The sequence below is a fragment of the Paraburkholderia largidicola genome (assembly GCF_013426895.1).
Classification (GTDB): domain Bacteria; phylum Pseudomonadota; class Gammaproteobacteria; order Burkholderiales; family Burkholderiaceae; genus Paraburkholderia; species Paraburkholderia largidicola.
Genome location: NZ_AP023177.1, coordinates 170,723 through 186,491 on the forward strand (window position 1 = coordinate 170,723; position 15,769 = coordinate 186,491).

The following is a 15,769-nucleotide window of genomic DNA, read 5'->3' on the forward strand; positions in this document are numbered from 1 at the left end:
TCGTTGCATTCGGGAAGTGCGAGAACGGCTTCCGCTCTACCCGCGATAGAAGCGATGCGGAGTGAAGCTTGAAAAGCCCATGGTTGAAGAAGTGCTGGCTATTACGCATGTGGCTCAGGGTCGCCAATGCGGTGATGGGTCGACGCGCGGCGATGTCGATAACAAGACGCGAATCCGCAAAGCTCTGGACAGCCGCACTGACCCGGCGAAGACAACGAAACGATGGGCGTGCCGATGATCGCTCTGGCCGGATGAATGCGCGGCCATGACAGAACAGAGCAGAGCAGGGATGTCGTCGCAGCCGACGGCGGCGCGCGTGAGCACCATCTCCCGCCCCGTTTGATTCCGCGGTCGTCGGGCAAGGTCATGCCTCACAACGCGCGCTGCGCGCTGGTTTTGAAACTTTGGAAATTCCATGCGCCTGCTCGCTAAAGTCAGCGAATATCCAGCCGGAGATTGGGGCCGTTCGGCACGTCGATTGCGGAACTCTGAGCACTTCAATCTTTTTAGAGAATTAGCTATGGGTAATCGACCGCAGGAACAACGGGCACCGGATGACCGTACACAAGACGCTGTCGATGAAGCCGTCGAAGACACGTTTCCCGCAAGCGATGCGCCGGCGATGGGTGGAACAACGCGCATCGAGTTACTTGATGAAACGCGACCGCCGGGTAAGTGATCCACGCTGGCGGCAGCAAGATGAACGACTCAAGAGAAGGAAAAGGAGGCAACATGAAATCGCTGAAAATGCATCTGGTTATCTCGACTGTCTGTTTCGCTTTGACGGGTAGCGTTTTCGCGCAAGGCGCAGGCGGCGGCAACGGTGGCGGGGGAGCCGGTGGTGGCAGCGCGGGACAGGGTGGAACGGGCATGGGCACGCCAAACGCGAGCGACGTCACGGGAGCGGCCTCCAGTAATAAAGGCAAAACCGCCATGAAACGCAAGTCGTCGAAGTCAGGCACAAAAGGTTCGCAGGGCAAGGGCGCGCAGGATGCCGCCGCCTCGGCGGCTCAATAAGAAGGCTGGGGTGCCGTCGGTCGCGGCGGCGCCGCGCACGCGTCACTGAAGCGATCCGCGATGATGGCAAATATCCTGTGGGTCGACGACGATCTGGAAAATCTGTGGGCACTCCAACTCGCGCTGGAAGCCGACGGGCACCGGGTAGTGGCGGTTGAAGATGCTGGACGTGCTTTGGACCTTTTGCGACGCGAGCCTGTCCATTTCATGATCACGGATTACGAGATGCCAATCGTGGACGGTGCGCAGCTATGCCGCATGGTGCGCGCGTGGGGCGCGCATGCGTCGCTGCCCATCGTGATGCTGTCGGCGGCGCCTGAGCCCGTGTCCGCGCCGCGAGCATGGACATACTTTCTGCGCAAGCCAGCCGGTTTCGGGACTCTGTCGGCCCTGATCGATGCGCATGTCGCGCCGCGGCTCACGGGTGTAAAGCGTGTATCGGTCGAAGCGCTCCGTTGTGCGCAGCGGGCCGCCTCGCGCTGGCCTGCCATCATCGCCGACTGCTGGCCCTAGAATACCGGCTAGTTATCGCGCTGGCCGATACAGCAGGGGCGATGACGAGCGCGCGGTGTTGCGTTCACAGCCGGCGCGAGCGCATTCGCATCCTGGCTCACGAAACATCGGTGGTGTCTGGTTCCGAGTCGCTGCTGCCATTCTCGTCCCCGGTAACCCGATATTCCACAAGCCGGTTGTATAGGGTCTTGAGACTGATGCCCAATACGTCCGCCGCACGCACCTTTACACCACCACACTGCTCGAGCGTCGCAAGTATCAACTGACGATCAGCTTCTTCAAGCGACATGCCGAACGGGATGTTGACTGTCGAACTGGTGGCGGGTGTCGCCAGTGAAATCTGAACGGGCACCACAGCGGTGCTGCCTGACTCCCGTGTGGACATGATGTGGGCGCGTTGCACGTAGTTTCTGAGTTCGCGCACGTTACCGGGCCACTCATACGAACGCAGGAGATCTTGCACGGCAGGCGGAAAACGCTTTTGTGTGCCATGCCGCTCATTGAGTTCGTCAAGGAATGACTGCGCGAGTAGTTCGATATCATCGCCGCGGTCGGCCAGTGGCGGCAGATTAATCGGGAAGACATTTAGCCGATGATACAGGTCGAGGCGCAGCTTTCCTGCCTCCACAGCCTGCTCCGGATCGCGGTTGGTAGCGGCGATCAGGCGCACGTCGGTGGCGATTTCCTTCGTCGTTCCAACGCGCATGAAGAGGCCTGTTTCGAGCACCCGCAGCAGCTTGACCTGAAGCTCGATCGGCATCTCGGTAATCTCATCGAGAAAGAGCGTGCCGCCGTTGGCGCGTTCGAAATAACCTATGTGCTGCCGGTCGGCCCCCGTGAACGCGCCGCGCTCATGTCCGAACATTTCCGACTCGATCAGCTTCGGCGACATCGCACCGCAGTTGAGTGCTATGAATTCCCGTTTGTGACGCGCGCTCATCTGGTGGATAGTTTGCGCAGCGACTTCCTTGCCGGTGCCGGACTTGCCCACGAGCATCACCGACAGCGAGGTCGGCGCCACCCGGCTGATCTGGTCGTACACCACCTGCATCGCCTGCGAACTGCCAACCATCGACCCGAATCTGCCTATGCGACGTAGTTCGCCGCGCAGCGCGCCGATTTCGGCCATGAGGTCGCCAGTGCGTGGCAGCCGGCCCAGAATCGCGGTCACGCGCTGAAGGTCGACTGGCTTGACCAGATAGTCAGTGGCACCTGCTTTTAACGCATCAACAGCAGATTCGACCGTCGCATGCCCCGTGATCACGACAAACACTACGCCGGAACGTGGATCGAGATTGCCGAAAAGCTCAAATCCCGAACCGTCCGGAAGCTGGAGATCAACAAACACGATATCGGGCGTTTGCCGCACGATCTGGTCGCAGGCTTCGTACAGGTTACCCGCCACGGATACAGTCAGTCCTTCTTCCGCGACGATTGTCGCGAGCGCTTCGCGGGTAGCGGCGTCGTCGTCAACGATCAGTGCATGTGCCATGGGAGCGAGGCGAATCCAATTGTAAATCCGAGTGTAGTCGTGGCGAGATTACAGGCATTGACGGCATGGGAACTGACCAGTCGCGCACCGCAGGTCGCCTTGATCCATTGTGCCGCACGGCGCCCTAAAGGAAAAAGACCAGTGGTTTCATCATTCGCCAAGCATGGCAAGCGTATCGCCGAATCCGCCCCGGGCTTTCGACGCGCGCCGTGCACTTGTAACGACTCGTGGCGCGGCGCTCCAGGCGATTGTTGTCCCGGTCGCAATCAACATGTCCACAAGCGCGACATCCTCGCTACACGCGATCGGCGGAATTCCGCCCGCCCGCCGATATGCCCGGGCCGACACACCCAGATTCGCACCGTGCACGTGACGGTGCCCGTCGGCGTCCACATACGACCGGTAAAACGCCGCGCGCGTGGCGGCGTCTTGCTCTCGCCAGTTATCGACTACTATCACGCCGCAGACCGCTTCAGCCCTTAACGCCAGTTGCGCGACCAGCCAGTCCGGCGCCACGCGACTGTCAGCGTCGGTAAAGGCAAGCCAGCGTGCGCCGTTCTCGAGCATGGCCGATGCTCCGAGTGCGCGCGCCACACCAACATTGCGCGCGTCGACGGAAAGCGTTCCAACGCCGGATCGCGCCGCAATCCGCGCGGATCGATCGGTGCATGCGTCTAGCACGACCATGACTGCGACCTCCTCGCCGTTGAGTCCCGGGTGCCGGGCAGCCCGTCTGATCGCCCGAAGGCAGGCAGGGAGAAATCGTTCTTCGTTATGTGCGGGGATCACAATGCCGAGCATACCGTGCCTCTAAGCAAACAGAATGTATTCACATGGCCCGGTCAGCCAGATTCAATAAAACATACGACTCGGCGACCGGACCTTCCCTTCGATTCCGCCATTTACTTCGTCGCGATTTCCTGACCGGTGCCCAGATCGGCACCCGTCGTGGGATCAACTTCGGTGTTTGAAGCGGTTCGGGCGGCCATGGCCTTCAGTGTCGCGAGATCCGACTTCGGTACATTCACCTGCGCCGTGCCGTCACCGCCATCGACGGCAGGCTTCGGATCGCCGTCAAACTGCCATTCGGGTCCTTCGTTCCACGGGCCGCGTACATCGTCGCCCTTGGAAAGATCGAAATAGACGCTGGTAAATTTCGGATCACCGGGGAGCTTGCCCTGCGGAAAGTTGGGCTGGATCGAATGCAGTGCTTTTTCAAATGACTTCTGGTGTGCGATTTCGCGAGTCATCAGGAAACCGAGCGCGTCCTTGATGCCCGCGTCGTCGGTGACGTTGATCAGCCGTTCGTAGATAATCTTGGCGCGCGCCTCGGCGGCGATGTTCGACCGCAGATCGGCGGTCGGTTCGCCGATGGTATCGATGTAGGCCGCACTCCAGGGGACGCCCGCCGAGTTGGTAAGGGCAGGGCCTCCGCCATAGAGCAGGGCGGTGGTGTGCGAATCGTTGCCGCCGCCCGTAAGCGAGCGGTACAGGTCAGCTTCCTTCTCGACGGCTTCCGCTATTTGCCCCTTGGCACCCTTGTTCAGCATGGCGACGATCGAGCCGATCACCTCCAGATGACTGAGTTCCTCGGTGGCGATGTCGAACAGCATGTCCTTGCGACCGGGGTCGTCTTCAGCGACGGCCTGCGTGAAGTATCGGCAGGCGGCAGCGAGTTCGCCCTGTGGACCGCCAAACTGTTCGAGCAGCAGGTTGGCAAGACCTGGGTTGGGGGCAGCGACGCGGACGGTGTATTGCAGGCGTTTGTTGTGCGCAAACATGAGTCACTCCTTTTTCGAAGACAAAAAGATCCCCGCGGCGCGAAGAAAAGCGCCAGCAGGTAATCAACGGAGATTGCCCAAGCAGCAGATCGGTCAGCTGACCGACCGGCACCCGGAGTCGGGCGCTCGGGTCTCGGGACCAAAGTCCCGGCCAGGGATGCGGTGCGAGTGTTCCGCTTCACTGTGAAGGCTCGCTCCGCCCATACAGCATGAGGTGTGCCTCAATGCGTGATCGACACGGTCGCGGCGCACCTCTTGCCCGGGCGAAGCAGCTCTGCTGCACAGACTCTGGTCGATGATCGCCTTCGTTGAGCAGGGCATGCGGAGAATAGCCAGGGCGCTTGAGGTTTCTGATCGTCTCCTTTGCAATGACCGGACGTCACCGTGGGTCTGCTTCGTGCTCTGACGAAACTCAGACACTTTCTTTTCCGGGGGGTATCAAGATGGAAAGCCGAAATCCAACCCGACGGAAAATGGACAATGAAGTTCAAGGACAGGTGACGCTGCTCACCCTGCTTGTAGCTTTGCACCTGCTCGTGTTTTCCGAGGCGCGCATCTGGATGTCGAAGGCGCAGGCAGTGCATACCATGCGTCAATGGTATCCGGCCGACACGACTGTGCTTGACGTCCTGCGGCGTGTAACCATTTCGAGTCGTGCCTTACCCATCGCTGTGCGCCTCGCGGAATGCCATGGCTGCCTGCTCGACGCCGATGGCATGCGGGCCGTCTTCGACAGTCAGCAACCCATCGATTTCGATGCAGTCCAATACCGGATCATCCGGCGTGCATGTGAAGCGGCACTGCAAGGCGACAGAAAATAGAAGTCAGAAAATGTTAACCGGCAGCCGCGTGTACTTCCAGTACGCGAGCGGAGAAGCCGACGCACACGCGTTTATCCGAGGCCGGGTGATGATGGTCACGCATTGGAAACGGCGCCTGAGGTTGCACGATGCCGCTACCGGCATTTGCTCGCTCAACCAGTTATGGGCCAGCATGGTGGCCCGAAAGCGATGTCTGTCCGAACGGCCGTTGCTCGTCGTTGACCGACCGCGGTGGCGCATGCCAACGGGATGACGTCGGACAGCGGCGCGCGACCGGGCGCCGCGAACGTCGGGGCGGGAAGTCAGCAAACAGTCCCGACGTGCCGCACCCCAACCGGTGAAGAAAACCATGGAAGACGTTTCGAAGCAGCGCGATCCGATCGCCGGGAACTTGGAGATGTGGCGCAGATCGCTCGACATGGAGATTCCCGTGGTCGACGAATTCAGATCCATTTCATGGTGAACACGAAGCAATTGCTGGAGCAGCTCGTGGCGACGAGAAAGGCCTGGACGGTCATCATCATGACCTAACGGCGGTTGACGATCCTTCCGGACGGAAGATGTGCGATTGACGGTGCAGGCTTTTCTAAACTGGGCCGAACACGGTTTGCGGGCGTCGATTTATCTGGCCCCAAAACAGTAAATTGATTTAGTCAATCTTCAAGATTGTTGAGGGGGACCGGGCAAAGATCGAATCTGAAAATATAAATAGTTTATCTAACTAAATCGTAGAGGCTGCCACTGGATTTCATATCTAAGATAGTTCACGAAATGATGCTTAGTGAATGTCATGCATATACGCGACTTCAAGTTCACCAGCGAGCTGGCTTAGTCTCTTGTCTAATGTCCAGAGTAACGCCCCGGGAGTCATTAATGTCGACGCCAGCAGCGTCAAGTCGCTGCTACCGCAGCCTCGACCGTAAAGCTGTCTGGCATCGATCAACTCCATGACCTCGGCCCATGTCGGGTGCTTCGCATGTTGCAGCAGCCCGATGTCGTGAAGTGTCCGCGCCCGGGGAGCGGGCGGTGTGCCACAGGCGAGTTCAACAAGCACGACTGGATGAGTAACGGCCTCGTCGTTTGTGACCAATTGAACAAGTCTCGAATTGACCCGACGGAAATGATCAACCCACACCGATGTATCGATGAGGACGCTCATTGAGTAGAAGGCTCAGAGCGGCGCCGCGGGATGTCGGGCATATCGGGCACGGTGCCTCCGAGGGCTGCCAGACGCTTTCCCGCCTGAACCCGAACGAATGTCTGCATCGCGACCCGAAACAGATCGGCTTTATCCATCTCTGGATCAGCAAGCTCGAGCGCACGCTCGTAAAGGTTATCATCGATCGTAACCGTGGTCCGCATACTGATTCTCCAATTGATGCCAATTCGCATCAATCATAGCATCACACAGTCTGACTGTAAATGTCTAGCGCCATGCTTCCGGCTTGGAGGCTCGGGCCACAGGCGCTCCCGGTAGACGGAGACTGTCCGATAGAGTCAATATGATCAGACCCCAAAACGGTGATAAATAACCTTATGTAAAATCAAGGATTGCAACTGAATCTGTTGATGCCCCCGCTGCGCCGGTGGTATCAGTTAAGCGTCTCCGTCGAGGAGCAAAGCGTCGAGGCGAGGCTAGCCGACCACCACCATAATCTAGGAGGGTCCGACCGGCGGCATCACAAAGAGGCGCTCGTCCCACACCACGGGTTGCGGCTCGGTCACGGCAATCCGCGTCGCGTCGGGGTGTGCGGGATTGACGAGCACGTTGAACTCCGCACGGACGACGACGGAAGGTACGATCAGGAGCGCGCTGCGCGACTCGGTCAGCCAGGCGTCGCCGAACTCCCTTGCCGCCCGCAGTGCTGGCGCATCCCATCCCCCCGGCAACGATTCGGCCGAATGGCGTTCGACGCGAATATCGTCGGGAACAGCTGCTTCAACCCATCCGTGTGTCTTCGGTACCTTGCCGATGCGCGCATGAACAAGAACCTCGAGCATCGCACCGGCGAAGGTCGACGCGGCGTAGATGACCGGTCGCCCCGGGCTATTGAAGCGGCCGCCCACCAGCATCGCGCCGGTGCCACTCCACACCGTGTGTCGAGTATCAGCGATTCGAAACAACTTCACGCCGGCAACCCATAAAACAGTTTCCAGAGCAGCTCTTCGACCCGGCGCGCGCCGAGTTCGGTCAGCGCAACATCGAGCGGCGCCCGTCCCTCGAGCTCCGGGTGCGGCGTCGACAGGAATTCCCGCGCGTCCTCTTCGTCGTTCCAGACATAGGTCGTCGTCGCGACGATCCTGGCCAGCCGCTCAGTCTTTTCCGATTCGTCTGGCGTCAGCCGATCGCGACGCCGCTTATAGGTCGCTTCGGGGATGATACGAGCAAGTAACGTACGCCGGGCGTCGGCACCTTGCGTCGCATGTTCGACGCCCGCGCGCAGCGCAGACTTGGGCAGGCCGTCGCGGACAAGTGCCTCGAGTTCCGCGAGCGTGTGCGGAACCTGCCGCAGTTCCATGACCGCGGCCACTGCTTCAGGCGTAATCAGTGACATGCGACTCCCGAATAGAGTATCAGTTGATACCTAATCATAGCGCAAATGATACCGTCCGCAAAACCATCTTCAATCTAGCGGGCTCCAGCGGAGAGCCTCTGGAGGCGGCTACCTCGTCATCGTCCGTGCCTGGAGAATCGCCCACATAGCATGACAGCACGTCAAGGCCTACAAAAATTTTTCATACAGGAAACGCTCAAGCAATTAAGCATCCGCTGGCGACAGAAGTCGCAACGGGCATACGGATAAACCATTTATAGTGCACTGCACAAGCCCGTGCGATCGGTGGGAGCGATCTGACGGTCATGTTATAGCGCACTGCACAAGCCCCGTCCGATCAGCAAGTGCGATCCGACAACCGCGTCCGGCATTCCCGGGTTGCGGACAGACATGCCGCTGAAGGTGAGTCGCCACGCCTGTCAGCTTCGCCCAGTTTCTGTCTACATCGTCAAAATGAGGTTCCCGTGAAATACCTTACCCGCATCGCCGCGTCTGGAGCACTCATGGTCGTCGCTCTCGCTATCGTCACCTTCGCCCAGATCAAGTTCGCGCCGCAATCCGCAGACAACAACCCGCTCGCGCGGATCGTCCTGAACGTCGAGTCGCAACTGAACGGCTGAGTGACTCCACCGCTATATATAGCCCGCACCCGCAGGCAAAGAAAAACCCGCCAGGCTCCGAAGAGAACTGGCGGGTTTGAGCTCTGAATTCGGATTCACATACCAGCCGACGATAACAGAGTTGCCGCCTGCTCAGGCTCCTCCAGCGACCAGTCAGCCTCCATGTCCACGGCATCCAACCCCTTGGGCAGGTCGCCAATCGTCAATTCGAGACGCTTCATCGCGGCCTCGTGAGACAGGCAATCCTCCCCCTTCGACGTTTCGATCATCAGAAACTTGAAGAGCGTGTCGCCACACTGATCCAGCGCAAGCCCGCCCTTCCCGCCTTGCGCAAATTGTCACCGCGCACCCTAAAGGCATGGTCGAATCCAGAATTTTTGCAGCGGCCTCCTGCGCAAACTTAAATCTTTTCGGCTCGCAAAACATAGGATTACGAATTAAAAAGCGATCAATCAGCCTCGCGTAAAGGCCTTGGTAGTTTTAGAGAATTAATCAAAACTATCCCGGGCCGCGGCTACGTGCTCTTTCTCAAGCAACCGCATCGGGATGGTTCTGAAATATCAATTCCTTCAACGACGGGAGTACGTCCGCGTTTGCAAATAAAGCTGATTGGCCGCGAAGCAGAACTGCGCAAAATTTTCGAGCTTCTCGATCGATGTCGTATCGTAACGCTCGTGGGTATAGGCGGCGTGGGAAAGTCCAAACTAGCCGCGGCTGTTGCGAATGAAGCGCATCAAGGCTTACGTTCGCTGTTGTCCGCCTAACGTGAAGGCGCCGCCCAGCTTAGAAAAAAATTCTCGAGCGGTGAATGAATACCTCTTCGAGCTCGCTTCGGAATACTCGTCCTTCAGGTCAAGGACTCCTGATTTCCGTGTCGGCCGCGTCACGTCGTTGTGGCTTACAACAGCCGCAGCACGATTCTTTGGAGAAGGCCCAGCAGATCGCGTCGAGTTCGACGACGAGGTGCATGTAAATGGTATCGTCCCGCACCTGATAGATGATCCGGTTCTTGCCAGAAACGGCTTGTCGAAAACTGTCATCGACGAAGCCCTCGAGTTCAGCGGGGACGTAGCCGCTTTCGGAAAACTGACGGATGTGCGCGACAGTTTGCTGGAGCTGCGCCGACGTCTGTCTCCATGTCTCCCACCCGAACGTTCGAACTATGTAACTTCTCAGCTCATCGATGCCGATTCGGGCGGTCGGCAGGATGCGGTACTTCAACAGCGGGGCTGACATTAGCGAAGCTTCTCGTGGCGGTCGAGTTCGTTAAGCTCCGCAAAGAATTCGTCGCCGTCGATGTGATCTGCGCGGTCGATCTGTTTTTGGCCGATGGCCAGGATCTTCAAGAGTGCGATTGTCTGTTGCGTCGCTTCATACGTCCGCACATCCTGAACAACCAGCTTTGCTTCGCCGTTCTGCGTGATGATGAGCGGCTCTCCCGATTCGGTCAGGTCCTTGACGATTTGTGCCGCTTCGCTCTTGAGGTAGCTGATTGGCTTTACGTGATCGGCGATATGCATCCACTGCTCCATTGCTGGTCTGATAGGACCAAATATAGACCATTATCGGTCCGACAGCAGCGGCCATCCGTTGTAACTCACTCGTATGGACAGGCTCCCGCGATGCCCACCTGGGTGCATGGCAGGGAAAGCGGAACGACCCGCGATACAAAGTTAATAGATGCGTTCGTTAGCGCCCTTTATTTCGCACCGGTGGGCGCTATCGTACCTACGATCCGGTGGCACGCTCGCATGAAGCAACCACGAGTCCTTGCCATCTACCTGGAAACTGTATAAATTTACAGTACTGTGTTTATATACAGCACTTCGGGAGGCGTAATGGAGCACCTGGTCAGGGTCTATAACGAGAAAGATCGGCAAACCCTCGAATGGCTTCGCAAGCACGTTGGCGATGCCGCGATCGCCAGCGCTGTCGCACAGTGCGCCGGATCGGGCAAACCTTACCTCTCGACAGTTTGCAGGCGCCTTGGCGTGAGAATTCCGGCGTTTTCCGCGCCGCTTCGACAAACCTCGAGTCCGGTGGCCGACTACTCCCTTGCGACCATCCGGAGCATTCTCGCAGCCAGAACGGCGACAGCAAAACTGGGCGCTGCGAGGTAGGGATCCGTCCGAGCAGGGCCCAGATGGGCTCACGCGTCATCCGTGGCCATCTCGTGCCGATCGAGAATTCGATTCTCTCCGTCTCGCGGCTCTACCCGCGCGCAGCGTCCGGGCAGTTACCAGAGTGTAAGTGGGTTATCGCCGCGCACCTCGGCCACATCGAAGGCGTCAGGCACACCGGACAGCGCGCCCGTAGGCGCTCGCGTCCTACAACCGCGCACTCGAACGGCTAAAAACAGGAGCCGGAGCGCATTCGGCCTTTAACTCGATGGTCATCGGACACTCCTTGAGTGGCTGGACGCCGGGCGTTCGCAGAATAAAAAGTGACCAGAGAGAATTTCTGGGCGTGCGCAAGCGACGAGGATGAATTGCGAAGCGGCGCAATCGGAGCGCCCTGTCCTGCTTCAGAAACTTCAACCTGCGTTAAAACCGATGCACGAGACCCACACCCGCGCTGACCACACTGCGTGAAGTAGGACTAGAGTTGAAACCATCACCGGTCGTCGTCATCGCGTTGATTACATTGCACGCGTGATCGTTGGCAAGCGTCTGGCTGTTCCCCGCGTCGATACACCAACAACGCATACCGCCCCCGTGCGTCTGAACAACGAGCGGATTGAACTCCTGATCCTGCGCACTGCCTTACTCGTTTATCAATTAAGGAATCCTTATTCCAAGAGGCGATCCTGGCTCCCCATATCGGGGCACAGTCTTGATGCTGCCTTGCCTGGTGGCGGGCGCCACGGACCTCTAAATCCGCAGATTGCAACCAGCAAAAGGTGAGATAGAATAAGGTGCATTCTTCACCACGGGATCGCTCACCATGAAAATGGAAAGCTGGGTCGGTCAATCGAGCGCGAATGGCATCAGTTGCGTCGCGCCGACCCTGCGCTGGATGTCGAAAAATTCTCGCGCCACGTCATTGCGGCAAACAAGACTGGATTCCTGTCACCAGAGTCGCTCGCCGCAATCGCAAACGCCCTTCTCACCAGCACGTTAAACCATGCACCCTATCTGGGCCGCTGGCTACCTGAGCGCATTGGCGCGAACCGCCATCCGGCCTGGCGAACGGCAATGGCCATATCACTCGTCACACCAACAGGTGGGGACGCGGACTTTGAGCGAGGTAACGCGATTCTTGAAGATGTGATAAAGGATGAAACCGCGGACGGTCCTCTGCGCGGGCTGTCGGCCGCCGCGCTGGCCGACAGCGCACGACTGGGGCGGGGCATGCAGGCGGATGTGAGCCGTGCGCGCTCGCTCTATGAGCAGGCCATCGAACTGGGACACAAAGCCTCAGCACACAATCTCGGACTTTTCTGGGAGGGCGTGTGGGGTGCAGAAGACAGGAGCGGTCTCCCGAACCGCACAAAGGCCATGCAGAGCTATCGACGCGGTGGAGATGACAAACGTTGCCAACACCGTCTGGAAGCGTTGCGTTAAGGCCCTACCGCCAGCGAGTCGGGCGGGTGGAAGGTCCTGAGAGGCGCCCGACGGATTTCTCTCATCAATGGATAAAGGCAAGGTGACGGAGAAGAGACTCGCCGTCCTCCGTGATGCGAAGGCGTACTGCTCCGCCCGCAAGTCGCTCCAGTGCGACAAGCTGCTGTTCAAGCAACGTACCAAGTTCCTCCCGATCGGCGATGTGATCGGCGGAGTCCTTAACCAGCATCAATGTTGCAAATTGGTGGGCGCTCAACACGTGATGCTCCTGATGCAAAGAGAGATACGCGGGTCGTCAGGTTTCCAGTGACTGACGTTCGATGACGACCCACAAAGGTGGATTTAATACCGAGGGCAAAAAGCTTGACGTCGAAATGTGACAGCATGAGGACGGCCGTTTTGCCGCTGGACGCCCGGCAGAGACGCATACGTAGCGACTGATGCGCCAGTTGGCAACGTTGCCTCCCCTATAATCGAGATTCAGAATATCCACATCGCATGGAGCGGTACCTTATGAGTCAAGCCCGCGGGCGACATGCGGGATCCCGGGACAGCAGCCAACGCCAATCCCGGTACGTCAAACAATCTCCGCCCAACCGGCAGGCACAGCCGTATGTGAAGGCGCCTCCTCGAGACGCCTACCAGACTGCCTCCATCTTCAGCACACGATCGTTTCAGTTTCTGGTTGATGCGGTAGGCGCAGAGAACATTGCGATAGCCCTTGAATCGAACATGATGCGCGTGGCCGAACTGATGAAAGGCGAACGGTTTACGCCCGAGACCGCCTTTCACATGGAAACCACGCTTGGGTTACCGCACGGCTTTTTTGACCAGCCCAACCCTGCGCTCGCACCCGAAATCGTCGCCCGTCTGAAGTCACCGCTTGACCTCATTCAAATGGACGACGGACCTGACGGGGAGTCGGAAGCACTTAAGCTGGCTTCTGCTCTGAACGTCGATCAGCAACCATCACTTAAAGACAGTGTGTCCGAGGAAGCGCAAATGCCAAAGAAAGTAGCGGGCGGGTCGCCCACAGCCGTCAGGAACAGTCGGAGCGGAACGGCCGAACAGCCTGAACCTCGTGCGCCGCTCAAAGCTTCGCCTTCGAAAGACAAAGCGTCGCCTAAAACCCCTCAACAGCAACCGCTGGCACTGAGCGACAGCGTCGAGGTGGAGAACATCCGACGTGCTAACCTCCACATTCTCACGAGTCGCAACGGATCAAAAGTAAGACTTGGCGTGGTCATGGAGATGAGTGGATTCAACATAGCCGATCGGCTACATGGCAAGAAGCGCATGGACAGTATCGAAGCAAACCGGTTCACGGAGCGACTGGGTCTACCACCTGGCTGGCTGGACACGCCGCGCTCCGAAGCTGAGATTCCAGAGTCGGTGTCGCGTATGCTTACGCCTGCTTCGCGTGGTCGCGTATCCCCCCAACAAGACGAGGCGCGGGCGACCGCAACAGACGATGGCACGCCACGAACGAAGCTCGCCAAAGCGAAAGCGCACACGAAGCGCTCACGTGCGGGCGACCCGGGCGAGTCGGAAAGCCCCTCGCCTGTTCCGGCGGATGTCACAGGAGAGCAAGAGACGATCGTCGTCAGCCCGCTTGAAGAGAGTCATGACGAGGCACCGACTGCCAAACCGGCTACCCTTGAGTCGCTCTCCGCCTCCGCAATACTGCAGCGAAACCCGGTATCGCACCCCTTCTCTTCCGTGACCAGCCTGGACAATCTTCGTGGTATTGAACCGATAGCGGAGGCGTTGATCAAGACGCTAGCAGGTAAAGCGCGCACGGGTCGACTGGACGAATTGAAAGCGCTGGAACTTTTGCAGCAAGCGGTCCTGTTGTGAGTCGGTGGTAGCGTGCCAGGCCCCTTCGTGCGAAACGGTTGCCGCGGCGACTCACGAATCCGCAACAGCATCAGATAATGCAGCCGCCGTTGGCCAGAACGACCGGAGCCTGAACCGATTCGGGCCACCGGGAAGCGTAGGGTGTGCTGTCCGTGGACCTGCTGATGGCAGGTCTCATCCCGGCATGGTAAAAAGTCTTCCGTCGCGGGCGGCCGCTTCCGTGCCGTACCGCATTCGCGTCGCATTCGCAAATGCGATTTTCAACGTCTACAGGTTCAAAAATGGCAACTGGTACAGTGAAATGGTTTAACGATGCGAAGGGCTTTGGATTCATCACGCCGGACGAAGGCGGCGAAGACCTGTTCGCCCACTTCTCCGAAATCAAGACGGAAGGCTTCAAGTCATTGCAGGAAAACCAGAAAGTCAGTTTCGAAGTGAAGATGGGACCGAAGGGCAAGCAGGCCGCCAATATCAAGCCAGTCTAACTGGCGCGCGCATCGTCCTGACAAATGACCCGCCTTGTGCGGGTCAAATTTTTTGGTTTAACGCGTCAGAAGTCCATGCATTGGGTGGCATTACGGTACGCCGGGTCGAGCAGGACGGACAAGTCCTGCTCATGGCCAGTCACCCCACCGACAATCAGGCGGCGACTGGCGCCGAGGCGCTATCACTGGTCAGCGCAGCCGTTACCGGGTTCTGCGGCGCCCGCTTCGCAGGTGCCTTACTCGCCACCGCTTCTTTCGCCGTAGCTTTCGTGACTGCTGCCTTCTTCGCCGGCATCGGCTTCGTTACTGCCTTGACTTTCTTCGCGGCGACCGTTTTTCCTGTCACCTTTTTCGTCGCGGCTTTCTTTGCGGCTGCCTTCCTGGGCGAAACGGCCTTCGAGCCCGAGGCGCCCTCTGCCGCGGCGACAATCAGAAACTTCGAACGGTCTTTGGCGCCAGCCAACCATGCCGGTGCAGGGCCGCGGCCACTCCACGTCGCCCCACTCTTTGGGTCGCGGTATTTCGGCGCCTGGGGGCCCTTCACATAGTTGCCCGTCGTTACTGGTTTCGTTGCAGCAATGGCCGATTTTGCAGCACCGCCGTCGATCAGAAACTTCGTCCGGTCACGTGCGCTCGCGATCCACGCCGGCGCGCGGCCGTGCCCCGTCCAGGTAGCACCCGTCTTCGGATGACGGTACTTTGCCGATGCTGCTGGCCTGGCAACTGTCCTGGCGCCTGGCTTGCGGCCACGCTTCTTGCCGCCCGGATGTGCCTCGATGTCGGCAATGGTCAAGCCATGCTTTTCCATGATGTCACGAATCTTCGCGATGACGCCGGACGACTGCTTCGCGGCAAGCGCTTCGGCCTGGGCCTGCAACCTGGCGATTTTCGCCTGCACGTTTTCGAGCGTAGCCATTCTTTCCCCTTTCTGTATGTAGTAGTGGCCGAACTATGCCAGCAAGTAAGACGCGCGTCGATAGTGGCACGCTACAATTGAAAGAGTCTCAAGCTCAGAACGACTAATCCCGGTGCTTCGTCAGATCTGGTTAATGCAGGATCAAAGGA

General features: G+C 58.7%; 20 protein-coding genes. 9 read left to right on the top strand and 11 right to left on the bottom strand.

Translation table 11 applies throughout. From position 1 onward, the window contains the following. Positions 1 to 415 precede the first annotated feature (415 nt). From PPGU16_RS40020 to PPGU16_RS40030, 3 genes are read left to right on the top strand one after another with little or no spacing between them, the layout of a single operon-like run. A complete protein-coding gene (locus PPGU16_RS40020; RefSeq protein WP_180727242.1) occupies positions 416 to 679 on the top strand; it encodes a hypothetical protein in 264 nt (87 codons plus the stop codon). Positions 680 to 732: 53 nt separating this feature from the next. Then, on the top strand, positions 733 to 1,017 hold the full coding sequence (locus PPGU16_RS40025; RefSeq protein WP_180727612.1) for a hypothetical protein: 285 nt from the start codon (positions 733 to 735) through the stop codon (positions 1,015 to 1,017). A gap of 60 nt (positions 1,018 to 1,077) precedes the next feature. After that, a complete protein-coding gene (locus PPGU16_RS40030; protein ID WP_243460815.1) occupies positions 1,078 to 1,530 on the top strand; it encodes a response regulator in 453 nt (150 codons plus the stop codon). 97 nt (positions 1,531 to 1,627) lie between these two features. Here PPGU16_RS40030 and PPGU16_RS40035 read toward each other — a convergent pair whose 3' ends face one another. The 3 genes from PPGU16_RS40035 to PPGU16_RS40045 all read right to left on the bottom strand — a co-directional run bounded on the left by PPGU16_RS40035 (position 1,628) and on the right by PPGU16_RS40045 (position 4,803). Beyond that, positions 1,628 to 3,022 (bottom strand): sigma-54-dependent transcriptional regulator, encoded by a 1,395-nt coding sequence (locus tag PPGU16_RS40035; RefSeq protein WP_180727613.1) that lies wholly within the window; start codon positions 3,020 to 3,022, stop codon positions 1,628 to 1,630. 150 nt (positions 3,023 to 3,172) lie between these two features. Next, positions 3,173 to 3,823 carry a glycosyltransferase family 2 protein gene (locus PPGU16_RS40040; RefSeq protein ID WP_180727614.1) on the bottom strand — a complete coding sequence of 217 codons (651 nt, stop codon included), beginning with the start codon at positions 3,821 to 3,823 and terminating at the stop codon, positions 3,173 to 3,175. 101 nt (positions 3,824 to 3,924) lie between these two features. Then, complete coding sequence (locus PPGU16_RS40045; protein WP_180727615.1) at positions 3,925 to 4,803, bottom strand: manganese catalase family protein; 879 nt, start codon at positions 4,801 to 4,803, stop codon at positions 3,925 to 3,927. 473 nt (positions 4,804 to 5,276) lie between these two features. Here PPGU16_RS40045 and PPGU16_RS40050 point away from each other — a divergent pair, with 473 nt between their 5' ends. Continuing rightward, entirely contained in the window at positions 5,277 to 5,624 is a 348-nt protein-coding gene (locus PPGU16_RS40050) for a hypothetical protein (RefSeq protein ID WP_243460816.1), read from the top strand. Positions 5,625 to 6,402: 778 nt separating this feature from the next. Here the strand turns inward: PPGU16_RS40050 and PPGU16_RS40055 are convergent. The 5 genes from PPGU16_RS40055 to PPGU16_RS43160 form a co-directional block, all read right to left on the bottom strand. Next, positions 6,403 to 6,783: a type II toxin-antitoxin system VapC family toxin gene (locus PPGU16_RS40055; RefSeq protein ID WP_180727617.1), complete on the bottom strand. Its 381-nt coding sequence runs from the start codon at positions 6,781 to 6,783 to the stop codon at positions 6,403 to 6,405. Further along, a complete protein-coding gene (locus PPGU16_RS40060; protein WP_180727618.1) occupies positions 6,780 to 6,986 on the bottom strand; it encodes a type II toxin-antitoxin system VapB family antitoxin in 207 nt (68 codons plus the stop codon). Before PPGU16_RS40060 ends, PPGU16_RS40055 begins: the two co-directional genes overlap by 4 nt. A 294-nt stretch (positions 6,987 to 7,280) precedes the next feature. After that, the gene (locus tag PPGU16_RS40065) at positions 7,281 to 7,754 is read right to left on the bottom strand and encodes an RES family NAD+ phosphorylase (RefSeq protein ID WP_180727619.1); all 474 of its coding nucleotides are present in this window, start codon (positions 7,752 to 7,754) and stop codon (positions 7,281 to 7,283) included. Further along, positions 7,751 to 8,179: an Xre family toxin-antitoxin system antitoxin gene (locus tag PPGU16_RS40070; protein ID WP_180727620.1), complete on the bottom strand. Its 429-nt coding sequence runs from the start codon at positions 8,177 to 8,179 to the stop codon at positions 7,751 to 7,753. The genes PPGU16_RS40065 and PPGU16_RS40070 overlap by 4 nt, the downstream gene beginning before the upstream one ends. Before the next feature lie 715 nt (positions 8,180 to 8,894). Further along, entirely contained in the window at positions 8,895 to 9,020 is a 126-nt protein-coding gene (locus PPGU16_RS43160) for a hypothetical protein (protein WP_274600005.1), read from the bottom strand. Positions 9,021 to 9,522: 502 nt separating this feature from the next. On the opposite strand from PPGU16_RS43160, the gene PPGU16_RS40075 reads away from it, so the two are divergent. Continuing rightward, entirely contained in the window at positions 9,523 to 10,032 is a 510-nt protein-coding gene (locus PPGU16_RS40075; protein ID WP_180727621.1) for a hypothetical protein, read from the top strand. Between the two features lie 2 nt (positions 10,033 to 10,034). Here the strand turns inward: PPGU16_RS40075 and PPGU16_RS40080 are convergent, their stop codons facing one another. Continuing rightward, on the bottom strand, positions 10,035 to 10,319 hold the full coding sequence (locus tag PPGU16_RS40080) for a type II toxin-antitoxin system Phd/YefM family antitoxin (RefSeq protein WP_180727622.1): 285 nt from the start codon (positions 10,317 to 10,319) through the stop codon (positions 10,035 to 10,037). Positions 10,320 to 10,637: 318 nt separating this feature from the next. Here PPGU16_RS40080 and PPGU16_RS42955 point away from each other — a divergent pair, with 318 nt between their 5' ends. Together PPGU16_RS42955 and PPGU16_RS40085 are read left to right on the top strand one after the other, a co-directional pair. Next, a complete protein-coding gene (locus tag PPGU16_RS42955) occupies positions 10,638 to 10,919 on the top strand; it encodes a CppA family protein (RefSeq protein WP_243460817.1) in 282 nt (93 codons plus the stop codon). A gap of 870 nt (positions 10,920 to 11,789) precedes the next feature. Beyond that, the gene (locus PPGU16_RS40085; protein WP_243460818.1) at positions 11,790 to 12,362 is read left to right on the top strand and encodes an SEL1-like repeat protein; all 573 of its coding nucleotides are present in this window, start codon (positions 11,790 to 11,792) and stop codon (positions 12,360 to 12,362) included. 64 nt (positions 12,363 to 12,426) lie between these two features. On the opposite strand, the gene PPGU16_RS42965 is transcribed toward PPGU16_RS40085, so the two are convergent. After that, positions 12,427 to 12,621: a hypothetical protein gene (locus PPGU16_RS42965; protein WP_180727623.1), complete on the bottom strand. Its 195-nt coding sequence runs from the start codon at positions 12,619 to 12,621 to the stop codon at positions 12,427 to 12,429. 254 nt (positions 12,622 to 12,875) lie between these two features. Here PPGU16_RS42965 and PPGU16_RS40095 point away from each other — a divergent pair, with 254 nt between their 5' ends. Both PPGU16_RS40095 and PPGU16_RS40100 read left to right on the top strand, forming a co-directional pair. Further along, positions 12,876 to 14,219 carry a hypothetical protein gene (locus PPGU16_RS40095; protein WP_180727624.1) on the top strand — a complete coding sequence of 448 codons (1,344 nt, stop codon included), beginning with the start codon at positions 12,876 to 12,878 and terminating at the stop codon, positions 14,217 to 14,219. Positions 14,220 to 14,500: 281 nt separating this feature from the next. Then, the gene (locus tag PPGU16_RS40100) at positions 14,501 to 14,704 is read left to right on the top strand and encodes a cold-shock protein (protein ID WP_007577962.1); all 204 of its coding nucleotides are present in this window, start codon (positions 14,501 to 14,503) and stop codon (positions 14,702 to 14,704) included. Positions 14,705 to 14,858: 154 nt separating this feature from the next. Here the strand turns inward: PPGU16_RS40100 and PPGU16_RS40105 are convergent, their stop codons facing one another. After that, positions 14,859 to 15,620, bottom strand: coding sequence for an H-NS family nucleoid-associated regulatory protein (locus tag PPGU16_RS40105; RefSeq protein ID WP_180727625.1), 762 nt, complete (start codon positions 15,618 to 15,620; stop codon positions 14,859 to 14,861). Between the last annotated feature and the right edge of the window lie 149 nt (positions 15,621 to 15,769).

Bases quoted from the DNA above. Each gene is read 5' to 3' on its own strand.
- PPGU16_RS40020 (WP_180727242.1), top strand. From the start codon at position 416: ATGCGCCTGCTCGCTAAAGTCAGCGAATATCCAGCCGGAGATTGGGGC.
- PPGU16_RS40025 (WP_180727612.1), top strand. From the start codon at position 733: ATGAAATCGCTGAAAATGCATCTGGTTATCTCGACTGTCTGTTTCGCT.
- PPGU16_RS40030 (WP_243460815.1), top strand. From the start codon at position 1,078: ATGATGGCAAATATCCTGTGGGTCGACGACGATCTGGAAAATCTGTGG.
- PPGU16_RS40035 (WP_180727613.1), bottom strand. From the start codon at position 3,022: ATGGCACATGCACTGATCGTTGACGACGACGCCGCTACCCGCGAAGCG.
- PPGU16_RS40040 (WP_180727614.1), bottom strand. From the start codon at position 3,823: ATGCTCGGCATTGTGATCCCCGCACATAACGAAGAACGATTTCTCCCT.
- PPGU16_RS40045 (WP_180727615.1), bottom strand. From the start codon at position 4,803: ATGTTTGCGCACAACAAACGCCTGCAATACACCGTCCGCGTCGCTGCC.
- PPGU16_RS40050 (WP_243460816.1), top strand. From the start codon at position 5,277: ATGGACAATGAAGTTCAAGGACAGGTGACGCTGCTCACCCTGCTTGTA.
- PPGU16_RS40055 (WP_180727617.1), bottom strand. From the start codon at position 6,783: ATGAGCGTCCTCATCGATACATCGGTGTGGGTTGATCATTTCCGTCGG.
- PPGU16_RS40060 (WP_180727618.1), bottom strand. From the start codon at position 6,986: ATGCGGACCACGGTTACGATCGATGATAACCTTTACGAGCGTGCGCTC.
- PPGU16_RS40070 (WP_180727620.1), bottom strand. From the start codon at position 8,179: ATGTCACTGATTACGCCTGAAGCAGTGGCCGCGGTCATGGAACTGCGG.
- PPGU16_RS43160 (WP_274600005.1), bottom strand. From the start codon at position 9,020: ATGAAGCGTCTCGAATTGACGATTGGCGACCTGCCCAAGGGGTTGGAT.
- PPGU16_RS40075 (WP_180727621.1), top strand. From the start codon at position 9,523: ATGAAGCGCATCAAGGCTTACGTTCGCTGTTGTCCGCCTAACGTGAAG.
- PPGU16_RS40080 (WP_180727622.1), bottom strand. From the start codon at position 10,319: ATGCATATCGCCGATCACGTAAAGCCAATCAGCTACCTCAAGAGCGAA.
- PPGU16_RS42955 (WP_243460817.1), top strand. From the start codon at position 10,638: ATGGAGCACCTGGTCAGGGTCTATAACGAGAAAGATCGGCAAACCCTC.
- PPGU16_RS40095 (WP_180727624.1), top strand. From the start codon at position 12,876: ATGAGTCAAGCCCGCGGGCGACATGCGGGATCCCGGGACAGCAGCCAA.
- PPGU16_RS40100 (WP_007577962.1), top strand. From the start codon at position 14,501: ATGGCAACTGGTACAGTGAAATGGTTTAACGATGCGAAGGGCTTTGGA.
- PPGU16_RS40105 (WP_180727625.1), bottom strand. From the start codon at position 15,620: ATGGCTACGCTCGAAAACGTGCAGGCGAAAATCGCCAGGTTGCAGGCC.